Annotated in this window: 18 protein-coding genes; 12 read left to right on the top strand and 6 right to left on the bottom strand. The window is 51.4% G+C overall.

All coding sequences use genetic code 11. The annotated features are described in order from the left end of the window. Window positions 1-611: 611 nt before the first annotated feature. Both CEK71_RS19075 and CEK71_RS19070 read left to right on the top strand, forming a co-directional pair. Entirely contained in the window at window positions 612-1,181 is a 570-nt protein-coding gene (locus CEK71_RS19075) for a cytochrome b/b6 domain-containing protein (RefSeq protein WP_088620869.1), read from the top strand. Beyond that, complete coding sequence (locus tag CEK71_RS19070; protein ID WP_088620868.1) at window positions 1,178-3,112, top strand: heavy metal translocating P-type ATPase; 1,935 nt, start codon at window positions 1,178-1,180, stop codon at window positions 3,110-3,112. Before CEK71_RS19075 ends, CEK71_RS19070 begins: the two co-directional genes overlap by 4 nt. Here the strand turns inward: CEK71_RS19070 and CEK71_RS19065 are convergent. From CEK71_RS19065 to CEK71_RS19040, 6 genes are all read right to left on the bottom strand, one after another. Further along, complete coding sequence (locus CEK71_RS19065) at window positions 3,109-3,804, bottom strand: TMEM165/GDT1 family protein (RefSeq protein ID WP_088620867.1); 696 nt, start codon at window positions 3,802-3,804, stop codon at window positions 3,109-3,111. The two genes, CEK71_RS19070 and CEK71_RS19065, sit on opposite strands and share 4 nt — an antisense overlap. A 168-nt stretch (window positions 3,805-3,972) precedes the next feature. Next, window positions 3,973-4,923, bottom strand: a complete 951-nt coding sequence (locus tag CEK71_RS19060; RefSeq protein WP_088620866.1) for a ZIP family metal transporter — start codon at window positions 4,921-4,923, stop codon at window positions 3,973-3,975. A gap of 129 nt (window positions 4,924-5,052) precedes the next feature. Then, entirely contained in the window at window positions 5,053-5,682 is a 630-nt protein-coding gene (locus CEK71_RS19055; protein WP_088620865.1) for a DUF4166 domain-containing protein, read from the bottom strand. A gap of 3 nt (window positions 5,683-5,685) precedes the next feature. Continuing rightward, a complete protein-coding gene (locus tag CEK71_RS19050; protein WP_088620864.1) occupies window positions 5,686-6,159 on the bottom strand; it encodes a DUF2269 family protein in 474 nt (157 codons plus the stop codon). Next, on the bottom strand, window positions 6,156-7,445 hold the full coding sequence (locus CEK71_RS19045) for an SDR family oxidoreductase (RefSeq protein WP_088620863.1): 1,290 nt from the start codon (window positions 7,443-7,445) through the stop codon (window positions 6,156-6,158). The genes CEK71_RS19050 and CEK71_RS19045 overlap by 4 nt, the downstream gene beginning before the upstream one ends. 195 nt (window positions 7,446-7,640) lie before the next feature. Further along, entirely contained in the window at window positions 7,641-8,642 is a 1,002-nt protein-coding gene (locus CEK71_RS19040) for a helix-turn-helix domain-containing protein (RefSeq protein ID WP_088620862.1), read from the bottom strand. 229 nt (window positions 8,643-8,871) lie between these two features. Here CEK71_RS19040 and CEK71_RS19035 point away from each other — a divergent pair, with 229 nt between their 5' ends. The 10 genes from CEK71_RS19035 to CEK71_RS18990 all read left to right on the top strand — a co-directional run bounded on the left by CEK71_RS19035 (window position 8,872) and on the right by CEK71_RS18990 (window position 23,639). Further along, window positions 8,872-10,602, top strand: coding sequence for an NACHT domain-containing protein (locus CEK71_RS19035; protein WP_088620861.1), 1,731 nt, complete (start codon window positions 8,872-8,874; stop codon window positions 10,600-10,602). Window positions 10,603-10,632: 30 nt separating this feature from the next. Continuing rightward, window positions 10,633-11,472 (top strand): formylglycine-generating enzyme family protein, encoded by an 840-nt coding sequence (locus CEK71_RS19030; protein WP_157679426.1) that lies wholly within the window; start codon window positions 10,633-10,635, stop codon window positions 11,470-11,472. 189 nt (window positions 11,473-11,661) lie between these two features. Beyond that, complete coding sequence (locus tag CEK71_RS24000; protein WP_198328333.1) at window positions 11,662-13,197, top strand: calcium-binding protein; 1,536 nt, start codon at window positions 11,662-11,664, stop codon at window positions 13,195-13,197. A gap of 567 nt (window positions 13,198-13,764) precedes the next feature. After that, window positions 13,765-14,598: a thymidylate synthase gene (gene thyA / locus CEK71_RS19020; RefSeq protein ID WP_088620858.1), complete on the top strand. Its 834-nt coding sequence runs from the start codon at window positions 13,765-13,767 to the stop codon at window positions 14,596-14,598. A 211-nt stretch (window positions 14,599-14,809) separates the two neighbouring features. Continuing rightward, window positions 14,810-15,817, top strand: coding sequence for a diguanylate cyclase (locus tag CEK71_RS19015; RefSeq protein ID WP_232463692.1), 1,008 nt, complete (start codon window positions 14,810-14,812; stop codon window positions 15,815-15,817). A 5-nt stretch (window positions 15,818-15,822) separates the two neighbouring features. Next, window positions 15,823-17,184, top strand: coding sequence for a CheR family methyltransferase (locus tag CEK71_RS19010; RefSeq protein WP_088620857.1), 1,362 nt, complete (start codon window positions 15,823-15,825; stop codon window positions 17,182-17,184). A gap of 9 nt (window positions 17,185-17,193) precedes the next feature. Next, a complete protein-coding gene (locus tag CEK71_RS19005) occupies window positions 17,194-18,234 on the top strand; it encodes a chemotaxis protein CheW (RefSeq protein ID WP_088620856.1) in 1,041 nt (346 codons plus the stop codon). A gap of 23 nt (window positions 18,235-18,257) precedes the next feature. Further along, a complete protein-coding gene (locus CEK71_RS19000) occupies window positions 18,258-20,054 on the top strand; it encodes a methyl-accepting chemotaxis protein (RefSeq protein WP_088620855.1) in 1,797 nt (598 codons plus the stop codon). Window positions 20,055-20,471: 417 nt separating this feature from the next. Further along, window positions 20,472-22,616 (top strand): hybrid sensor histidine kinase/response regulator, encoded by a 2,145-nt coding sequence (locus CEK71_RS18995; RefSeq protein WP_103975732.1) that lies wholly within the window; start codon window positions 20,472-20,474, stop codon window positions 22,614-22,616. A 24-nt stretch (window positions 22,617-22,640) separates the two neighbouring features. Continuing rightward, entirely contained in the window at window positions 22,641-23,639 is a 999-nt protein-coding gene (locus tag CEK71_RS18990) for a chemotaxis protein CheB (RefSeq protein WP_232463840.1), read from the top strand. Window positions 23,640-23,878 lie beyond the last annotated feature (239 nt).

The raw sequence follows: 23,878 nt of genomic DNA, 5'->3' as shown, positions 1-23,878 counted from the left end.
CTACTAATCAGTAACTTTTCTAATTTTTAACTTACTAAAGAAAAAGGTAGTTTTTCATATTTTATTCATAAATTAATTTCTTTAAAAGAATAAATTTGTTCTTTGATATAAAATTAGTGAATTATAATAGCTAATACTTCCTTGGTTAGTCAAATTAAGATCATAAAAAGGCTATGGCGGTGTTATTTTGACTTGTAGTTATGAATCTAATCTGAATCCAATACGATAATAAGCATCCATGTACAGATAAAATAGTTTTTTCGCGTTAATACCAATGGCAGGGTTTTACAAGCGATTATTAGGTCGAATGGAAATATCTTGTCGAGATAAGACTTAACCTAATTGGAAGCTGTGGCTTGTATTTGTCCAATTATCTTGCCACGGAAAGCGCTGCATTTTACTGTTGCCGTACTTCAATGAACCCTTTGGTGTTGGTGCGGTTTTTCAACCCTCATATCCGATTTCTCAATGTAGCATCTGAGCTTTAGCTATCGGAGATTCAACGGACTGATCACTAGGCTTTATATTGTGGTGCGTGTATAGTAATCAGAATAAACTTACATAGTTTATGGAAATGAATCCGCCATAATTGGCCTATAAGAGGAAACGCTATGAACATGCCCGTCTTAATTAAAGTTTGGGATTTACCGTTAAGAGTTTTTCATTGGCTGCTAGTGCTGGGGTTTACGGTTGCTTATCTGACTGAAGATGAATTATTGGACATCCATGTTTGGGCCGGTTATCTGGTCTTTGCTTTGTTGGCGTTTCGGCTAGTGTGGGGCTTTATTGGTTCGCCTTATGCTAGGTTTAGCCAGTTTCTATGCAGCCCACTCGCCTCAATTGCCTATATTAAAGACTTGCTTGCTGCCAGAGCCAAACGCTATTTAGGGCATAACCCCGCAGGGGCGGCAATGATTGTACTGTTGCTGCTCAGCTTGTTAGCGACAACATTGAGCGGTTTTGCTGTGTACGGTGCTGACCAAGGGGCGGGGCCGTTAGCAGGGATAGGCTCGGATAACGAAGAACTCTGGGAAGAAATACATGAGTTTTTTGCCAATTTTAGCGTTGTTCTGATCGTTTTACATATTGCCGGGGTTATTCTTGAAAGTGTCATACATAAAGAAAATCTCGCCAAAGCGATGATACAGGGCAGTAAAAAATTCTTAGACGATAAGCTATGACTAGCCCCGCCTCCTCTGCGCTTGATAAAAGCATTGTTGCCTTAAGCCTGTTGGCTATCGGCACTTATTTGTTATTACGCTACGGAATGGCCTTAAATCTGCCGCCTTATACGGTGGACGGGTATTACGCTTTGCTGTCCGAGCAGACGGTACTTTACCAACTTCAACTTAATTTTAGCGTCTCGGTGCTGGACTTGCCGTTACTGCTCGCCTTGCTGCTGGGGGGCGTACCGATTATTAGCCAATTGTTGAGGAAGCTATTTCACGGTAATTGGGGGGCGGATTTGCTGGCGGGCATTGCCATTGTCACCGCTGTCATGCTGCATGAATATTTGGCGGGGACGTTGGTGATCTTAATGCTGTCCGGCGGCTCGGTGCTGGAAGCTTACGCGGTGCGTAAAGCCTCGTCGGTACTGGAGGCGCTGGCTAAACGGATGCCGTCGGTGGCGCATCGGAAAAATAAGGATGCCTTAGAAGATATTACTATCGGGCAAGTGCAGGTCGGTGACACCTTGTCCATCTTGCCGCATGAGATTTGTCCGGTAGATGGCACGGTGTTGGCGGGTTCCAGCACTATGGACGAGTCTTATCTGACCGGGGAACCGTATTTGATGTCAAAAACCAGCGGCTCCACCGTCATGTCGGGGGCGGTCAACGGTGATGCCTTATTGGTGATCCGTGCCGATAAGTTGGCGGTCGATTCCCGTTACGCGAAAATTATGACGGTGATGCGCGAATCCGACCAGCACCGCCCGTACTTACGCCGCTTGGGCGACCAACTGGGCGCATGGTATACGCCATTGGCGGTTAGCCTGGCGCTGGTGGCTTGGGGAATGAGCGGCGAGGTGGTGCGGTTTCTGGCGGTGCTGGTGATTGCGACCCCCTGCCCTTTGCTAATCGGTATTCCGGTGACGATTATCAGTTCCATTTCTTTGGCGGCACGGCGGGAAATTATCATCAAAAATCCGGCGATCTTAGAAACCATCGGTACTTGCCGCACGGCGATTTTTGACAAGACCGGCACGCTCACTTATGGCCGCCCCGCGTTAACCGCAGTGCTGACTAGCGCACACTATGAACAGGCGCAAGTGTTAGCACTGGCGGCGAGTCTGGAGCGCTATTCCAAACATCCGTTAGCGGCGAGTATTATTAAAGCCGCCGAAGCCAAAGGCTTGGCACTATTGCCTGTGACGGAGATTAGCGAATTGCCTGGCGCAGGGTTGCAAGGGGTGGTGGGCGGCAAACAAGTGCAAGTGATTAGCCGCAAACACTTTACCGCCCAAGCCACCGCTGTGCCTGTGGAACTGCCCGCCCTAAGCGGCGGATTGGAATGCTTGGTGTTGATTGGTGGCGAGTATGCCGCTGTTCTGCAATTCCGTGACGAAGTGCGTAGCGACAGTTCGTCGTTTATTAACCATCTGCGGCCTAACCATTTATTTAATAAAGTGATGCTGGTCTCTGGTGATAGGGAGTCGGAAGTGCGTTATCTGGCCGAACAGGTCGGCATACAGCATGTGTATTTCAGCCAAAGCCCTGAGCAAAAACTGGCCTTGGTGCGTCAGGAAACGCAAGCGGCAAAAACCGTGTTTTTGGGTGACGGCATTAACGATGCCCCCGCCTTAACCGCCGCCACCATCGGCATAGCCTTTGGACAAAACAGCGATATAACAGGCGAAGCCGCTGATGCGGTGATTATGGACAGTTCTTTATTAAAGGTTGATGAGCTGTTCCATATCGGCGCAAGAATGCGCAAAATCGCCTTGCAAAGTGCCGTGGGCGGTATGGTTTTAAGCTTGATTGGCATGGGCTTTGCAGGTTTTGGCTACCTCAGTCCCGTCACCGGGGCAGTGGCACAAGAGCTTATTGATGTGTTGGCGGTGTTAAATGCCTTAAGGGCAGCAATTCCCCCGAAAACCTTGTCGGATTTTTAGCCCTTAAAATAGCTAAGATACGCCTGATAAGCCGCTACTGCCGCCAACAGCAAAAAAATCCCGCCGCTGGTTTTATGCAACAAGCTTAAGGGGATTTTTTGCAGTACCGTGCGCCCGGCAATAATGCCCAAGGCGGAGGTGAACGCTAAGGCCAAGGTCGAGCCTAGCCACACCGCTGCCGGAGCGGATGTGCTGCTTAAAGCCACCACCGCCAATTGGGTTTTATCGCCAAATTCCGCGACCGTAATCAATAAAAACGTGGTCAGAAAAATATTGTGGCCACTTTTTTCGGTGACATCCGCATCGGCATCCTCTTCTTGTATCCGCAACGCATGGACACCAAAAACGCCAAATAATAACGCGACACCAGCGGCCACCATATAGGTGGGTAGCCAACTGGCAATCGCTACGCCGAACACCACCGCCAAGCTATTGAGCAACATAAAGGCCGCGATAGCCCCCAGCAATACGGGTAGCGGTTTATGCCGCGCCGCCAAGGTCATGCACACTAACTGGCTTTTATCACCGATTTCGGCGGCGGCAATCAGGGCAAAACTGGTGGCCGAGGTTGTTGCCAATGTGCTGATATTATGTAGGCTGAGCTGTGCCAGCCCTTGTTGCCATAGCCCTAAAAAATCAGCCGCTGCAATGTAAGTGACAAAAGTTTGCCAAGATTGTAGAAAAGTGTCCATGATATGAAGGTCAATTTGATTTGTTGGTTTAGGCGCGAGGCTAAAGCTCTCGGCAAAGGCTAAAGACCTTTGCACTCCACTGAGAAGCCGCACTGAACGGAGTGCAATGGTCTTTAGCCATTGCACGATAGCCTAACCGTGTGTAGCAACGTTTAGCTTGTTGTTTGCTTAACCCAGTGCATTATCCAAAATCATCATCACAATAAAACCGATCATCAGGGCAAAAGTCGCATAGCGTGAACGGCCATTAGCATGGGTTTCGGGGATGATTTCTTCACTGATGACAAACAGCATCGCCCCAGCGGCAAAGCCCATTGCTATCGGCAAGATGGAGCTAAAGACCGTCACCATGGTAATGCCCAACAAACCGCCGACGGGTTCGACCAAACCCGTTAAGGTGGCGATTGCCACCGCCCGCCAAGGCTTATAACCTAAACCGACTAAAGGCAAAGCCACCGCCAAACCTTCGGGGATATTTTGTAAGGCAATCGCCACGGCTAACACCACGCCGTTATTCAACTCGCCCGAACCAAAGCTGACCCCGACCGACATGCCTTCAGGAAAGTTATGGATAGTGATGGCGATGATAAACAACCAGACTTTATTAAACGAATCCAGCTGGGTATCCGGCATACTGTCAAAATGCACATGTGGCAACTGGCGGTCAGCAAAGTGCAAAAACATCGCCCCGATCAACATGCCGATAGACACGACATAAATGCCTCGCCCCGGCCAAATCAAGTTGCCGTAATTCATACCCGGCACCAGCAGCGAGAAAGCGGTCGCCGCCAACATCACCCCCGCTGCCGCACCCAACATGCTGTTGAAGACGTTCTTAGAAATATTTTTAAAAAACAGCGCGGGCAACGCCCCTACCCCAGTCGCCAAGCCAGCCAGGACACTGGCAAGAAAGCCGATGACAACGACTTTACCAAATATCAGGTATAGGCTGCCGAACACTAAAAGCTGTGAGAGCGAAAATAACCCCGCCACCGCCAGCCAACGCTGTAGCGGCGGCATGGCCAGCCATTGTTGGTAAGAAGCGGTGGCCTGCAAGCGGACGAATTGGTCTTCTATACGGCGTTGGCAGAGTGTTGCAGTATCAGTTAAGCGGCTCATAGTGTTCCTGTTATTATTATTTTTAAGGCAAGCAGCTATTATAACGAATAACAGGTTTTCTTTGTGGGTATTAAATGGTTGCCCGGTTTTTTGGCCGTTTTACAGATCCCCTGAAAATCATCCGCGCTGTTAGGCCATCGGCAAAGGCTCCACGCCTTTGCTTTCCACCTCTGTTTTGGCGTAACGGAAATCCCCGCGATAGCTATAGGTTTCGCCCCACCACGGATGCCGGATGGTAAAATCTAAGCGGAAGCTATCGGCTGATAAGGCCTGTTCGCTGATGGTCGCCGTGCCTAACAGCAGCCAATCGGGCAAGGTGATGCGTAGCCCCGCGCCTTGCCAGCAATGGCCTTGGCTACGGTAGACCAAGCGCCCGTCTTCCGCTTCTGCCCGCAACCGGATACCGAAACCATAGCGGATGGTTTCGATCAGTTCATGTTCGGTCTGATACGTCATTTGCGAGCGGAAATGTGCTGTTTTACCGTCAGGAAAACGTAGCGTCCTGTGCCAATGTAAGACACCTTCGGTATCAGCGGTTTTCTCGACACGGGTATGGACATTGCTGCCGCGCCGGAACACCAGTCCGCCGAAACAACTGATCAAGCCGATTAGCGGTAACATAAAATGGGGGTAGGCAATGGTCATAACCCCAACCAAGCTACTGCCCTGTCCCTCCTGCACCGCATAATGGCGTTGGATGACAGGCGGCACAGTTTGCCAAGCGTCACCTACCGTTTTGGGCAATAAATAAGCATTCATACGTTAACTCCAAAGTGAATTGTGGAACACCATCAGCGTGGTGATACTGACCATACCGAAAAAGGCCGGCACACCTAGCCATAACCAAAGCTTACTGTAATAGAAATACTGCGCGGGTAAGGCTTGCTGCTGTTCTAAAGAAGTGACTGCCAAATCCCGCATCCGGATTTGTAGCCAGACCACAGGCAACCAACACAAACCCGTCACAGCATAAAGCAACAGCGACCAGAATAACCAACCGTCACTGAACGGGGTTGACAATTGCCCCGCCAAAAAATAGCCCGTCAGTGGTTGGATAAGCACTGTCGGCGTGGTGAACCACCAGTCCGCCAGCACAACATGGCAGCTAGTGACGGCAATCGCGGCATGGTTGCGGGTCTTATCGGCCATAATTTTGTAAAACACCGTCCCCATCCCTAAGCCAAATAAAATAATCGCGCTGAAAATATGCAGCACTTTAAGCGTTAAATACATCATGCGCCTTCTCCTTCCAGTTGTCGGTAAATATACAGCGTCATTAAAAACGGCAGATTTTTTAACAGCGGCCCGAACGGGTGGAACCAAAATTCCGGCAAAGCGACACTGATCACGACGGTATAAAACGCCACCATCATTAACTGCCCGGTCAGCAGTGCCACCGGACGGTAGCGGCATAAGGTCGCCACCCCCAACGTCATATCTAAAAATGCCAAACCATAAAGCAGCAACGGCGCGGCGTTGCCCGTCACCCCCGTTGCCGCCAGCAGTTCATAACTGAGCGGATGCGGGTAAAACCACAACGAAGTGATACCGCTCCATAACCAGACCAAAGCGATCACCACCCTTAATAACGGCTTTATCAAATACAATTGCGTGTGCCAACGTTCGGCTTGTGATGCAGGTTTTTGCCATAATTGTTGGGCTATACCGATAGGTGGGCGGCCTAATAAGGCGGTAATGTCGGTGGCATCGGCACTATTGCCCCGGCTGAGCATGGCAATGCTGTCCTTAGATAAAATCGGCTCACCGAAGAATTTGCCTAAACTCGCGGCGGTACTCAGATAGCGCAGCGGCACTGCCCACGCTAAAGCCGCAGGTTTGCCCAGCCGCTGCCGAAGCCCTTGCAATAACACCGCATAAGAAATCGGCGTAGGGCCGACTAAATGTAGCGTGGCACTGGCGTTAACCGCCGGATTAAGGCATTGGCAAACCGCCGCAGCCACATCATCGACATGGATAGGTTGTAATAACTGCTTACCGCCATCCGGCAACAGGTGCACAGGCAGTGCCGCTAAAGCCTGTAACAAGGCCATACTTTGGGCGCGGCCGCCATAGACTAGCGACGGCTGCAACACCAATCCCACCACAGGCAATTGCCGTAAGGCTTCATCAGCGGCACGTTTCGACAGATGGTAAGCCGATTGTGCCTGCCCATCCGCCCCTAAAGCGGAAATCTGGATGATTTTTGCCACCCCTGCCTGTACCCCCGCTGTAAACAAGGCTATCGGCGCGTGGCTATGCACTTGTGCAAAGCGTTGGCTTGGGCTTTCGGCGATAATCCCCACACAATTGATAATCACTTCAATACCGTGCAGATGCGCCAACCACTGTTCAGGCGAGTGCATGGCGGCAAAGTCGATGGACAACGGCTTAACCTGGGCGGATAGGCCTAGCAAGCGTTCGGGGTGGCGGCAACCAGCGGTAATCTCATGGCCTTGCCGCACTAAAGCCAGCAACAGGGCATGGCCGATAAAACCGCTGGCACCGGTGAGGAAAATCTTCATTTGCGTCTCCTTAAGTTGGTAAGGTTATGGTCTTAAGCCTTGGCAATAGCTTAGGGAAGACGCAGGGTGTCAGCTTCCAATTTGATAAAAATGGAATAACTAATTTTTATCTACGTTGTAAGTGATTGGCTAGCATAGCCTTTATGGCTATACAAAAAGATAAGATAGGAATAGTGGATGGGAAAGACAAGCAACCTATGCGGCATTTTTACGGTACTGCCCAGGTGCCATACCGACACATTCCCGGAAGGCGGCATAGAAATTGGATTGGGTGTTAAAGCCTACCGATAGGCCGATGGCTAAGACTGAGGCCTGGGGTTCGGCCAGTAACAGGCGTTTGGCTTCTTCCACGCGTAATTGGCGGATGTAGCGGGAAAAGCCTTGTTGGAATTCGGTGTTAATCAATTCGGATAATTGGTGCGGGCTTAAGCCCAACTGCTCCGCTAACAGCCCCAGATTTAATGTTTCCAGTTTATAGAGCTTATCTTGCGCCATTAACACCGCCAACTGCGCAAGTACCGCCTGTTTGTCGATGTTTTTCAGCGTCGATTCGGCGTAAGCCGCTTGTAAGGCTTCCGAGACATCGGCGGTGATGGACGGGAAGCGCAATAAGGTCAGGGTCGTGGCAAACAATGCCAACCCGATAAGCAGGCTATAGCTGATGATAAACGCGCGTTCATCTAACAACGGCCAGATAAACCCCAGCACTAACACGGCAAGGGCGATAGCGAACAAAGTCGCCAATGCCAACAGCTCCAAGCGGAAGCGTTGGCGTTGCCCGCGCAAGCCATACACCACTCGCGCCAACCACGCCACATAAGTGCTACCCACCAAAAACGCCCCCGGAACCCCTAAGGACTGCGGCAACAACACCCCGACCAGCAGGGGGATGCCATGATAAAGGTTATGCTGTGGGTCAACACTCTCGGCCTGCACTAATTGGCGGCTGTAAAAATAAAAGCTGGGGGCTATGCCGTACAGTATGGCGGTATACAAAACAGTATGGAAACCATCGGCTTGCCCGGTCAACACACCTAAGTGCAATATTTGGATACCCGCCAAACCGATCAGCAACAAAAATCCGGCGGCTTTGGCAAGCGGGCATTGTGGGGTTTGGGGTTGCAGGAGATTGCCGAGCATCAGTAGTACGGCAGTGCCTAGGGAAAAACCAATGGCTAATAGGGCGAGGGTTTGCATGGGATAAAAGATAAGCAATAAGTTAAAACCTTTCAGGTTTTGGAGTCTTCTGAGGATGTAAAAAAAAGCTGGAAGATCTGTCCCGTTATTTTATGTCCATTTCTAAGTGCTATGGTAGATTTTAACAAATGGTTTTTGTTGGAATTTGCCGACAACCATTTTAAACTACCTAAATATACTGACCAAGTAATCCCGCTTAAAACCGCAACCTAAAATCCGTATAAAGCCTATGGAGTCCTCTACTGACAATGCCCCCGTCTTTCTTAGCTATGAGCGTAGCGATTATGCTTGCTGCATAAAACTTAAGCAAGCTTTGGAAACAGCCAAAATCACTTGTTGGCTGGATACCGAAGCGATTGCACCGGGTGGCAAATGGCTGGAAGAACTACCTAAGGCCTTGGCACAAGCGCGGGCTATGATCATCTTATGGGGGGCGGCATCAGCAAACAGCCCTTATATGGAACGGGAATTCCATGCCGCAGAAAAACTGCAACTGCGCATTATTCCGGTAATTGCCGAAGGCCAAGAACTGCCCTTCCATCTTACCGACCGTAACGCGATTTTTTTGGAACAAGGCTGGGATAGCGGCATAACACAGTTAATTGCTGGCCTTACCGCAACACCCAACCAACGCCAGAGCGAACTGGCGTGGTTGCACAGCTTGCAACAAGATTTGTACAAACTCTACACCCCGTTGGCGGGCGACAGCCGCCAACGTCAGAAAAAATTTGTCACTATCCCACGCAATGCCATTAATCAGGGGCTTTTTGAACACCTCGCCCAACGGGTGGCGAAAGACCTGCCCGAACAGCAGCAAACCTACGCAGACATACAGGCCGCGTTTCGCCAAGTCCCCCGTGCGGTTTTGCTGGGCGAGCCGGGGGCGGGCAAAACTACGGCCTTGCATAAACTGGCTAGCGACAGCCTCACACTGGCACTAAACGACCCCACCGCCCCTATCCCCTTATGGGTGGCCTTGGGCGAATGGCGCGAAGCGCGGCAACCATTTGCCGCTTATCTGACCCAGAAACTGGGGGCTTTAGCGGCTTATTTGCCCGCCTTGCTGCAAACCCAGCGCGGCATTTTGTTATTGGACGGCCTTAACGAAACCCCAACCGACTTGCGCAGCGATAAAGCCATGCAGATTAAAGATTGGCTCCAGCAAGAACCCCAACAAAGAATAGCCTGTTATGTTTCCTGCCGTGATTTGGATTACGCGGCATTGGATTTGGGGCTGGACATCCTGCGTATCCGCCCCCTAGACCCGCTGCGTATCCGCGCTTTTATCCACGCTTGGTTTAACGCCTGCCCGGCGGCTAACCCAGACACGGCTGAACAGTTGTTTTGGGAGCTGGCAGGTGGCGAACCTGTACGCCAAACGTGGTTAACGTGGGAGCGGGCAGGAGCCAGCGAGCAACAGTTCTGGGGCAACGATGACATTCCCCGTGCTGACCCCAATGTTTATAGCCAAACATCCGTCCGACAGGATGAACTATGGCGGCAAGCCGTCCATAATCCGCGTAGCTTATTAAAGCTGGCTGCTAATCCTTTCATGCTCAGCATGTTAATCGTCGTTTATAGCGGCCAAGAGGCCTTGCCGGAAAACCGCTCGGCATTATTCGCCGATTTTGTCGATATTTTATTAACCCGCGAACAGTTGGCAGACCAACGTACCCGCCTGTTATCGGGGCTTAAAGGCTTGGCTTGGGCGATGCAGCAGCAAAACCCCGCTGCCGACTGGGCCGTGCAGACCACCTTGCCCAGAAGTCTAGCCTTAACGCATGTGGATGGGCAAACCTTAACCCAAGCCGCGCGGGCCAACCTGCTCGATACGGGCGATGACATACGGTTTAGCCACCAATTGTTGCAGGAATACTTCACCGCCTTAACCATGGCCGACAAACTGGCAAACCAGCAATTGCCGATACACAGCTTATGGCCTGCCGGACAATTTTGGTAACCTTCCGGTTGGGAAGAAGCCACACTATTATTGGCGGGGCTAACTTCTATCGACCCTATTGATGTGTTACGTTGGCTATCGTCCGGGCCACCGGAAATGTTTGCCCGTTGCTGTCTGATGGCCGGACTGGCTGTAGACCACCCCGTCGTTGCGGCATGGCAGCAACACTGGCAAGCCGCCATGCTGGACATACAACAATGGCCGCAACCCGAAGCGCGGGCCAGTATTGCACGGGCATTGGCTTTGCTAAAGCTAGACCAACGCCCAGGCGTGGGTCTAAACGCCCAAGGCTGGCCTGATATAGATTGGGTGGAGGTACCTGGAGGGGCGGTGGTTTTGGGGAAAAAAGCCCAAACTTTTTACGTCACGCCGTTCTGTCTGGCCCGTTACCCAGTCACCAACGCCCAATTTCAAGCGTTTCTTGACGACACGGACGGCTATACCAACAAGCACTGGTGGGAAGGATTGGATGCCACGCCCGGAACGCCTGAGCCACCGCGCTGGACAGAAGCTAACCAACCCCGCGACAGCGTGTCTTGGTTTGAGGCGATGGCCTTTTGCGCTTGGCTGTCGGCGCGGTTAGGCTATGACATCACCTTGCCGACCGAAGGGCAGTGGCAACAGGCGGCCTGTAGTGCCCAAGCGGGCTTTGCTTACCCTTGGGGTACAGCCGACATACGTGTAAAAATAGGACATAGCAGCTATCCTAAGCCGCATTGCAGAGGCCATGCAAAATTCAATTGCAACCGGCTATCTTTCCATCCCGTCGACGATATTAATTTTTACCGGCATTTTCCAACACGGCTGGTCTTTGATTGTCGCCGCCTTGCTGAACCACCAACTCCTGCCCGTCAAACCGGGGCGGCCTGAGGCATGGCCCGGTTTGACGGAAATCAACGGCGTGACTTTGGCTGTTTACGCAGAAGGGGGTGGAGGGTAAGAAAACCTACACTTGTAAGCCCCCCCCCATAATCCGGTACAATCAGTTTTATTTATATGAAGCCCTACAATTCCGGTCTGCTATTATCTTCTGTAACCCTTTATAGAGAATCGCCTACTATGTCACAAGTCAATAATGCCGCCAAATTTACTGCGTTGGCACTCCCGTTAGAATTGCCTTATTCCGTTAATAACAGCCCAGGGTCAGTTACTGATGCTAAGCTTGAGGCGTTTTTGGGCTTAGCCCCAAAGACGTTAGATGCGTTGGTAAAAGGTAATGCCACCAATGGTTCGGCGGTCGCTTATAGCGTTGCCGCCAAAGTGGGCGACCAGTTGGTGGTGTCTTATGATTTTCAGACCAATGAGGCTTTCCAGACCAGCCACTATAATGATACCGCGTTCCTGTCGGTGGCGGCGGCGGGTTTTACCGACACCCAAGTGATTGCCGATACCTTCTCTACGGTCTTTGTCGGTTATCAGTCTTATACTTATACCTTTACCCAAAGCGGTACTTTTACCTTAGGTTTGGGGGTTGTTAATAAGACCGATATTTTTGTCAATTCGGCGTTGCAAGTTGCCGCTATCGGCTTAAACGGTGTCGCTTTGGCGGCTCCGGGTTCGATAGGGCTTGTCTCAGGGGCGATGACCGGTACGGATGGCAATGATGTGTTATCCGGCGATGCCCTGGTTAAAGATAGCCACGATATTATCTACGGTTTGGCGGGTAATGATGTGCTGTCTGGTTTGGGCGGTAACGACACGCTGTATGGCGCCGACGGCAATGATAGTTTGATGGGCGGTTTGGGTAATGATGTCTTGGATGGCGGCACGGGATTCGATGTGGCGCAATACTATACGGCTACGGCGGGGGTGACGGTTAATCTCGCTTTGACGGTTAGCCAGAACACGGCCGGTGCCGGCTGGGATACGCTCAGAAATATCGAAAAGGTGAACGGTAGCGCCTACAACGACACCCTGACAGGCAATGCCGCCGATAACATTTTGTTGGGCGGTGCGGGTAATGATGTGCTGTATGGCGGCGACGGCAATGACAGCCTGATGGGCGGTTTGGGTGACGATGTCTTGGATGGCGGCGCGGGCTCCAATGTGGCACAATACTATACGGCTACGGCGGGGGTGACGGTTAATCTCGCTTTGACGGTTAGCCAGAACACGGCCGGTGCCGGCTGGGATACGCTCAGAAATATCGAAAAGGTGAACGGTAGCGCCTACAACGACACCCTGACAGGCAATGCCGCCGATAACATTTTGTTGGGTGGGGCGGGTAATGATGTGCTGGACGGCGGCTTAGGTGCTGACGTGCTGGTGGGTGGCGCAGGGAAAGACAGTTTTTTATTCGATACGGCCTTGAATTCTGCTAATCGGGATGTTATCACTGATTTTTCCACTACTGACGATGCCATTCAACTCGACCACCACATTTTTACTGGACTGAACACTGGCAGCTTAGCCGCCACCGCTTTTAAGGTTATTGGGGGCAGTAATGTGATAGATAGTAATGACCATATCCTTTACAACATTGTTTCGGGCGGGGTGTTTTATGATGCGGATGGCAGCGGGGTAGCCGCCGCCGTGCTGGTTGCCCTGATCGGTAGGGGCTTGAATGTCAGTGCGGCGGATTTTACGGTTGTTTAGCCTGTTGTCAGGGCATTTGTATGGCAGGAGCCTTTATTTGGTTGGCTCATATTGTGTTTTGAGGACATAGATAAGTTTTTTAGCGGTTGCCGCAGTTAATTCAAGGCTTGCTGTACAACTTCCTATAGAGTCAATTTTAAAAACTTAATCATCAAATCTTATCTTGCCTGAGTACGTTGGTTTTTTATCGGCTTTTTTGGGGAGTCACTTTTCGCATTTGGCGAAGGTATTGTTATGATGGACACCATCTTAAATGATTGTCTGTTTTTATGGGTTCACTATACAATAATGTAGAAGTTACGCATTGACAGAAAAAACTTTTTGAAAACCATGCCAATATGAAGTGATGTAAAAAATTTTACTGTTTAAAATCAATATATTGAAAATTTAATTTTATAGGTTTCCTTTAAATTATCACTGGTCTGTATTTTTCACAAAGAAGTTTCAAGCACATGATTTTTATATGGTTGCTGCTGTCAATGCGTAACTTCTATAATGCTTGCTTGTTATCGTATACATTGAATATATTGATGCGAGCCAAATGGATCTATAACTCAATGCTATTAAATGAAACCCTACCTAGACCTGCTCGACAAGATTATCCGCGAAGGCCACGCCAAAAGCGACCGTACCGGCACAGGTACGCTGTCTATCTTTGGCCATCAACTGCGTTTTAATTTGCAGGACGGCTTTCCGCTGGTGACCACCAAAAAAATCCACGTCAAATCCATTATCCACGAGTTGCTCTGGTTCCTGCGGGGCGACACCAATATTGCCTATTTGCATGACCATAAGGTCAGCATCTGGGATGAATGGGCGGATGCCGAGGGCGAATTGGGGCCGGTGTACGGTAAGCAATGGCGGTCTTGGCCGACCCCCGACGGGCGTACCGTTGACCAGCTCAGCCAAGTGTTGGCGCAACTGCAAGACACCCCCAATAGCCGCCGGATTATCGTTTCGGCTTGGAATGTCGCCGATTTACCGGATGAGCGCGTCAGCCCCCTAGCAAACGTCGCCCAAGGCAAAATGGCCTTGGCTCCCTGCCATGCCTTATTCCAATTTTATGTCGCCGATGGACGGCTCTCCTGCCAGCTTTACCAACGCAGTTGCGACACTTTTTTAGGCCTGCCGTTTAATATCGCCAGTTATGCCCTGCTCACCCACATCATTGCCCAACAAGCCGGTCTGGAAGTCGGCGAGTTCATTTGGACGGGCGGTGACGTACATTTGTACCGTAACCATTTAGAGCAGGCGCGGCTGCAATTAAGCCGCCAGCCCCTCCCGTTGCCGCAACTGCGCATCAACCGCCGCCCCGACTCGTTGTTTGCTTACGGCTATGATGATTTTGAGCTGTGCGGCTACCAACCCCATGCAGCCATTAAGGCAGCTATTGCCATTTAGGCCCAGCAATTTTCACGCTTATTTTTGCCAAATAAGCTGACCGGTCGGCGGCCTTTTTAAGCAAAAATAGCCGAATTAACGCACGGCGTATGTCGATAGCAAAATCGGTTCCATAAATAGTAAATAATAACCATAAATGACGTGTCATATTTGGTTTTACACGATGTTTTATGGCACACTACTACTTTTGCAAGTAGTTGGCAGTATACTTATGGATGGCTATAAAATTGAGCTCTATTGTGTAGACATAATGATCATGTTGGTTGACGATCAGGCCATCGTCGGGAAGCTTGTCCAAAATATGCTCGCCGAACACACCGACATCAGCTTCCATTATTGCCATAACCCCGCGCTAGCCATTGAAGAGGCGGAAAATATCAAGCCGACCGTCATTTTACTGGATTTGATTATGCCTAAGCTTAACGGCTTGGAATTACTGAAACAAATCCGCAAAAATCCCACTACCCAAGACATTCCAGTTATCATGTTATCCACTGAAGATGACCCGGCCACCAAGGTGAAGGCCTTCGAGTGGGGGGCTAACGATTATCTGGTGAAATTGCCCGATAAAATCGAACTGATCGCCCGGCTGCGCTACCATTCCAAATCCCACATTCATAAGCTCCAGCGTGACCGGATGTTTGAGGCGTTGCAAAAAGCCCAAGCCGAGCTGGAAAAACAAAATATCGAATTGTTGCGGCTGAGCCAGCTTGACGGCATGACCGAAATCGCCAACCGCCGTTATTTTGACGAATGTATCCTCATCGAAATGAAACGCGCCGTGCGTAACCAGCAGGCACTGTCGGTGGTGATGATTGATATTGACCACTTTAAACTTTATAACGACACTTACGGGCATTTGCAAGGTGACGATTGCCTAAGAAAGATTGCCCATATCCTTAAAGGGCAAAAACGCCGACCCGCTGATTTTGTTGCCCGTTATGGTGGCGAAGAGTTTGTCTTATTGCTGCCCGAAACCGAACCGGCAGGCGGTGCAATCATTGCCGAAAAAATCCGCACCGCCATTGCCGCCGAGCAAATCCCGCACCTAGGCTCATTGACGGCCAGCCATGTCACCGCTAGCTTGGGCGTAGCCGGAGGACTTCCCAACAATGCCGACACGCCGGAAAAGTGGCTGCATGAAGCCGATGCCATGCTTTATAAAGCCAAAGCACAAGGCCGTAACCAAGTGCAATATATCGCCTTATCTTCAGGTTAAGTGCAGTGCTGACTCAATTCAAACAATTATTGACCCACTATACTGGCCTGGCCCTGAGCGAGACCGATCACGATAAGGCCTATAAGTTCTTGCAAAGCCGTTTGGCGGAGCTAAAAACACCTGACTTGGCCGGATATGTCCAGCAATTAACCGCCAACAGCTTACGCGCAGATCAAGAATGGCAGTTGGTCGTCCAAGCCCTGACTGTCCCGGAAAGCTTTTTCCTGCGTGACAAAGGGCAGATGCACATCCTGCAACAACATATTTTGCCGGAGCTGATCCAGCGCAACCGCCACCAACGCCAATTGCGGATTTGGAGCGCGGGTTGCTCGACGGGCGAAGAGCCGTATTCGCTGGCGATGCTAGTGCAAAAGCTCTTGCCTGATGCGCATGAATGGGATGTGCTGATTTTAGGCTCTGACATTAACGACAAAGTGTTGGCGAAAGCCCGTGCCGGCCTGTATTCCCGCTGGTCGTTACGCGATGTCGGGCCGGAAGTTTTGGCGTACTTCCAGCCCGCCCAGCAAGGCCTATTGGCATTGGATCCGGATTTACGCGAAAAAGTCACTTTCCGCCGCGTCAATCTGTTACAGACGCCGTTTCCTGATTTGGAAATCAATAAAATCGATCTGATTTTATGCCGCAATGTGTTCATTTATTTTGATCAAGCGGCAATTGCCGCTGTCGTGGAAAAATTTGTCCAGACCCTCAACCCCGAAGGCTTTTTATTGACCGGGCATGGCGAGTTGTATCAGCAACCGCTGTACGGCCTGCAAACCCGGCTGTATTTGGAATCGGTGGTGTATCAGCGCAGCGCCCAAAGCAGTTCCCGTTCCCCCGCCGCCTTACCCGACTTGCCGCGCCCTGCGGCAGTGCCGACCCTAACGGCCCCGGACATTGCGAAAGCCCGTATCGCCGCCCTTGACCAGGCGTACCAAGCGGGCGATTATGCACAAGTCTTAGCTATCGCCCAAACGCTATTATCGCAACAGAATGATTTTGATGCCCATTATTGGTCTGCCAAAGCCTTTGCCAGCCTAGGCCAATATCCCGCCGCCGAAGCCCGTTTACATGCGGCCTTAGCTTTAAATAAACGTTCCGCCGCCTGTTATTATCTGCTCGCACATATCCGTGAAGCGCAGGGCGACAGTCAGCAAGCAACGGAATTACTGAATAAAGCGATTATTGCCGATGAACAATTCATCCCCGCCTATTTGGAACTGGCAGCCCTTTATGAATACGATGAACCCTTAAAATGCCAACAAATGCGCGGGCAAGCCTTAAACCTGTTGCAAAAATTGCCGCCTAAACAGTATTTGGAGGAGTTTGCCGCCCATGCCCAAGACCTTATCCTGCACTTGCAGTAGGCGCCGCCCATGACAGCCCATTTGCCGACTCCGCTGATTGATCCGTTGCTGCCCTATTTTGTGTTTGCCTTAAACGGCTATTTTTACGCAGTGCCTGCCCCTATCGTCCAAGAAATTGTCTATTTGCCGGAATTGACCTTATTGGCTACCGCTGCCGCCGATGTGGTCGGGGTCTTTGATCTGCGCGGCAACTTAGTGCCGGTTTTGGATGTGCGCCTACGTTTCCGGCAAACTTGCCCGCCCTATCAGGCCAGTGACGGCATTGTTATCCTGCATCTGGCCGGACAAACCTTTGGCGTGATTGTCAATGAGGTGTACGATGTCTGCATTGCCGATTCGGTGCATGACAACCCCTTGCTATACTCGGCCCGTATTAATGCCGAACTGGACGAGCCGCTGTTAATCGGCAGCCTGAAAAAAGCCGACAGAATCATTACCCTGATGAATGTCGAGGCCTTATTACAGCAGGCAACGTTTACCGTACCCGAAGAGGCGGGCAGCTACAGTGACTTTTATGCGCGGGCTAATCCTGATGACCGTGTCGTGTTTGCCTTACGCGCAGAAAAATTAAAATGGCAGGAAACCCGCGAAGATGCCAGTACCTATCTGGCCTTAGCGGTGATCATCCTCAATGAGGAATATTTCGGTATTGATCTGGCGGGAGTGCGCGAATTTGCCAATATTGGTGATATTGTGCCTATCCCCTGCACCCCGGCGCATATTTTGGGCTGCATTAACTTGCGCGGTGCTGTCCTGACCTTAATCGAAATGCGCCAGGCTATCCATTTGCCGCCCAAACCCGTGCAGGCTGACAGCAAGGCGGTGGTCATCAACGCTGCCGATGACTTTCCTGTCGCCATCATGGTCGATGGGGTACGCGAGGTCATTTATGTCGACCCGCAGAAAATAACCCCCGTACCGACGGCGGTGGCTTCGGTCAGCGGTGGTTTTCTGACTGGAGAAATGCCCTACCAAGATAAGTTACTGACTCTGATAGACCTGAACCTGATTCTGGAAAAAGGAGAGTTAGTGGTGGAAGAAGAAGTTTGAGAGCCTTTGAGAGAATCCCCCCTATGCGCATTGCCAAACATAAATTAACCCATAATCTGCTGGTTTTATTCCTGCTCACTTCCGTCGTGCCCATCAGTTTGATTGGCTTTGGAGGTTATCAGTTTGGTAAAGATGCTTTAAAAAGCCAGTTTCTAAACGATTTTACCGCCATTGCCCAAGCTAAATCCCAGACGATCCACCAATATCTGGATGCCGAAGCCATGCGCATCACCGATTTTGCCGGCGATGACTTGCTTTATCACTTATTGGAACAACAGGCAGCCGGAACGGCCATTTCTGCACAACAATGGCAGGGGTTTATCAAAACCAAAACTACCATGACGAAAATCGGTGCCGAGCAGGGTGGTGAGACCGTCGTGATGGATGCCCAAGGCAAGGTAGTGGCATCCACTGACGCGCAAGCCATAGGCCGGGACGAATCCGCCAATGACCTGTTTACCGCCGCGCCAGACGGCTTATATTTTAAAGATGTCTATTATCATACCGCCAGCAAACAATACGCCTTGGCGGTATCCGCCCCTATCCGCCACCGCGAGAGCGGGCGGTTGTTGGGGGTCATTGCCAACCGCCTCAATTTGGCAGCTTTAAATGCCGTCACCACCAACCGCCAAGGCTTACGCGAGACGGGAGAGGCTTATCTCATCAATAAAAACGGCTATATGATCACCCCATCGCGCTTTATCGCCAATGCCGTCCTCAAGCAAAAAGTCGATACCCAACCCGTGCGTTTGTTCCAAAACCAACAGCAAAACATGGCCGGGCTGTATCCCGATTACCGCAATATGCCGATAGTCGGCGCGTCCGAAGGGCTGTTGCTCAACAAAGACTATGGCTTAGGCTGGCTGCTGCTGGTGGAGATTGACGAGCCGGAAGCCAACGCCGAAATCACCCAATTACGCAATTGGGTGTTATTGTTCGGGTTAGTGACCGGCCTGATTGCAGCGGTGACCGGCTTGCTGTATGGCCGTCGCCTCAGCCGCCCGATCAGCGGCGCGGCCACAGAAATTTTTACCACCTCTAGTGAACTGTCCATCACTACCGACGAGCATGAACGCACAGCCGCGCAACAGGCCGTCGCCGTTAATGAGACCAGTGCCACCATGAACGAATTGGGGCGCTCCGCACAACAGTCCATCCTTCAAGCCGATGCCGCCAACCAAGACGCGCAACGGGTGGTCGGCCAAGCGCGGCAAGGGGCGCAGGCCATGCAGGAAATGCTCTTCAGCATGGATTTGCTTAAAGGCAAGGTAGAAACCATCGGTGTCCAGATTGTCCGCCTGAGCGAGCAGACCGGACAAATCGGCCATATTACCGATGCCGTTAAGGATATTGCCAACCAGACCAACTTATTGGCGCTCAATGCCGCCGTAGAGGCGACCCGCGCCGGCGAACACGGCAAAGGCTTTACCGTCGTGTCGCAAGAAATCCGCAAACTGGCCGAGCAAAGCAAAAAATCCGCCGAACATATCAGCAACTTATTAGAAAATATCCAAAAAGTCACCAACACGACGGTGCTGGCCGCCGAGGCGGGTACGCAAACCGCCCAACATAACAGCCAACAGGCAGACATCGCCAAACGCAGTTATGATGACTTGTCCGCCGCCGTCAATAATATCGCCGATGTCTTGCAGCAAATTTCCTTAACCGCCAAACAGCAAGCCAACGCCACCAACCAAGTGGTCGAAGCCATGAATATGCTCAACACCGGAGCAAAAGAGACCGCCAACGGCATTTCCCAAAGCAAACTGGCGATTCAGAATTTGAACAACGCCGCCGGACAACTGCAAGATATGATTTAGCCTCTGACGTTACGCAGTAACGTCGCTTTACCCCGTTTGCCGCGCCGAGCATCGCAGGTTTTGTCGGGATCAGCCCGAATACCCATAGGGCATAAAGGGGCGCGGCAAGGATGCCGCGCGTCGGCAGGTGCACCCAAGGGCATAAAGGCAGGAGCCCTCTCTGCCGACCCCCGACAAAACCGAGAAGCACAGGATCAAGCGGCAACCGGGCCGCCTTCTGACGAGTGCCGTCCTGGCACTCGCACTTCGTGTGCGATGCATCCAAATCTGCTCCTGGCAGATTTGTCTTTGGATACTTTCTTTTGGCGGAGCAAAAGAAAGTATCTCGCCTTCGGGTGCGAGAACCCGATTAAAAAAACCGTCGCGATAGCGACTCATTATTTGTTTTTATATGTCTGCGTAACATCAGTTAACCTTATGATCGATGATCCCGACCTGCGGCAAATGTTTAAGGCAGAATGCGAAGAGCGTCTGCACAATTTGGAGCAGCACTTATTGCATTTGGAAAAACAGCCGGCCCTGACCGCCTCTATGGACGAGGTGTTCCGCGAAGCGCATAGCCTGAAAGGCTTGGCGCGGATGCTGGGGGTCAGTAATATGGAAAAAGTTGCGCATCATTTTGAAACCGTCTTAAAAGCCTCGCAGCACACGGGCCAACCTTTAGAAGTAGGGGTCATTGAGCGGCTCTATCATGGTGTTGACGATTTGCGGGGGTTGGCGGAAGCCGCCCTTACCGATATCCCCTATAATAAGGACATAGCGCTTATTTTTGCAGAATTGGCCGGAACTGCCGCCCGCGCCAGCGGCCCGTTACCCGTCAATCAGCCGGAACCAGGCGAAGAGGTACTGACGGAATCTACCGAAGCCTATACCTCCGGCGGGCATACCAGTAAGATTGACACCATACGGGTCGGTACCCAACAGCTGGACAGCCTGATGACCCATGTCAGTGAGCTGACCGTCAATAAAAACCGCTTAGCGCAACGCCTTCACGATGTGAACGACATTATCTTTCTTTGGGATGAATGGAAACAACAACACTACCCTACTAACAGCCCAGATCTGGCCGCTATTGAAACCCGCCTGCAAACCTTGCGCAGCCAACTGCATGAGGACAGTAACCGTTTTGATTATTTAAACACCGAAATCGGTTTCGGTATCCGCTCCATCCGCCTGCTGCCGTTCTCGACCACGTTCAACCTGTTTCCGCGCATGGTGCGCGACATTGCCAAACAACAACATAAGCAAGTGAATTTGCTGATTGAAGGCGATGACACGGTAGCCGATAAACGGGTCATTGAAGAAATTAAAGACCCCTTAATACACCTGCTCCGCAACGCTATCGACCATGCCATTGAAAGCCCACAGCAGCGCCAAGCGCAAGGCAAACCCACTGTCGGTACGATACGCCTGAGCGCACGCCAAACCCCCTCGACCATTGTCATTGTCGTCAAAGATGACGGCGCAGGGCTTGATGTCGCAAAAATCAAGGCCCGCGCCTTACAGCATAAGCTCTATTCGGCGGATGAACTGGCGGCAATGAGCGATAGGCAAATCCAAGATTTGATCTTTAGCCAAGGCCTGTCCACAACCGACCAAATCAATGACATTTCAGGACGCGGCTTAGGGATGGCGATTGTCCGCAGCAAAGTCGAGCAACTCAAAGGCCATATTGAAATCGATTCCAGCCCAGGCCAAGGCACCAGTATCCACATCGTTTTGCCGATCACCCTAGCCACTACAAAAGTGATCTTGGTCGAGCAACAAAAACACTACTACGCCCTGCCGATGGAAGCCATTGAACTGATCCGCAGCGTCAGCGCCGAGCAACTGTTTAATATCGACGGCTACCAAACTTTGTTACAGGAAAACCAAGCCGTTTCGGTGGCACATTTAAGCGACCTGCTGGAATTGCCCGATGTGCCCACCAAAAAACAGTATGGGTTAGCGGTGATTATCGCCGTAAAATACGGACGGATAGCCGTGTTGGTCGATAGATTGTTGGACGAACAGGAGATTCTCCTCAAGCCTTTAGGCGGGCTGTTAAAGCGGGTGCGCAATATCAGCGGCGTGACCGTCTTAGGCAACGGCGAGGTCTGCATTGTCTTAAACCCTTATGACTTGGTCAGAACCGCCTACGGTAAAAAAACCGCCATTACCATCAAAGCCGACCCTGCCCCACCCGCCCAACAAACCGTCAAGCCGCATATTTTATACGCTGAGGACTCCATTACCGCGCGTACCCAAATTAAGCGGGTCTTGGAAAAAGCCGGTTATGCCGTCACAGCGGCGGTGGACGGACGCGATGCCTACGAAAAATTAGTGGGCAATACGTTTACCGCCGTGGTCAGCGATGTCACTATGCCCAATATGGACGGCCTTGCCCTCACCGAAAAAATCCGTAGCCAAACACGGTATAAAAATTTACCGATTATTTTGCTCAGCGCAATGGATAAGCCCAATGATCGGCAACGCGCCTTGGAATTGGGCGTGAACGCCTATTTAAGCAAAGGTGCGTTCGACCACCGCCTATTGCTGGACACCTTAAAAACCCTTATTTAGCCAGGAGTGCTGACCTTGATCCGTGTGTTTTTAGTCACTGATGATCCTTTTCTGTTGACAACCTTGAAAAGCGCCTTAAATCTAGCCACAGGTTTAGGGCTGGCCGGCACCGCCAGCACCGCGCCACAAGCTTTGACAGAAATCAGTCTGCTTAAGCCGGATGTCGTGGTGAGCGACGCGCAATTAATAGGGGCGTTAAGACTAACCCAACAATTGATGGATCAATGCCCCACCCCTATCTTGATCATGAGCCCCGCAACGCCGGACAGCCAAGCCCTAAGCAACGCGCAGTTAGCGGCGGGAGCCATTGAAGCCTTGCCCGCCGCTACCTTAAGCACCGACCCGGAAGCGGGCCAACTGCTGGCCCGCAAACTGAAAGTCTTAGCCGGGGTCAGCGTGTTCAGGCGCAAAGCCCAGCCACAAACAGCAAGGCCTGCTTTAGCCGCCCAGCTTGTTAGTGCTACCCCCCGACAAAAAATCTTGATGATTGGCGCGTCGACTGGTGGCCCGCAAGCCCTTGAGGCGGTGCTGGCGAAACTGCCCGCCCATTATCCATTGCCCATCGTGTGTATCCAACATATCAGCAAAGGCTTTTTAGATCCCTTCCTGCTCTGGTTAGGCGGCAAAGTGAAGCTGAAAGTCAGTGTTGCCGCCGTTGGCGAATCTCCTGAACCCGGACGAATTTATTTCGCGCCCGACCATGCCAATCTCGAACTGGATGGCTATGGCCGTTTTGCCTACAGCCACGCCCCCGAATACTTGCACTACCCCTCGGTGGATGTCGCTTTCCATTCTATTGCCAAACACTATGGCAGCTTGTGCATTGCCGTGTTATTGACTGGCATGGGCGATGATGGCGCGGGTGGCCTGAAAGCCATCGCCCAAGCGGGCGGCCAGACCATCGTCCAAGACGAAGCCAGTTGTGTGGTGTTTGGGATGCCCAAAGCCGCCATTGATAATGGCGCGGCGCAAAAAGTCCTTAACTTGGAACAAATTGCCGAGCTGTTATGCCAGGCGGTTTAACCCAAAGCCAAAGCCATCCACGCCGCTCCGAGCAAAGCTCCCGTTCCCTGAGCGAAGCCGAAGGGAACGGGAGCTGGACTAGAGTTAAAACACGCCTACCTAGCTGGGAGAAAATTGACATCCGCACCGTCCTGTTTTACAGTTTGCCCCCATTAGGTGGGCGTTAACCCGCGCAGGCCCGGCGCATAAACACGCACAGCCCGCCTGAGCCTTGGAAAAAATTATAATTACAAGAGAGG

The sequence above is a fragment of the Methylovulum psychrotolerans genome (genome assembly GCF_002209385.1).
GTDB classification, from domain to species: Bacteria; Pseudomonadota; Gammaproteobacteria; order Methylococcales; family Methylomonadaceae; genus Methylovulum; species Methylovulum psychrotolerans.
Note: the sequence above shows the minus strand (reverse complement) of the source record. Positions and strands in the feature narration are given on the sequence as shown.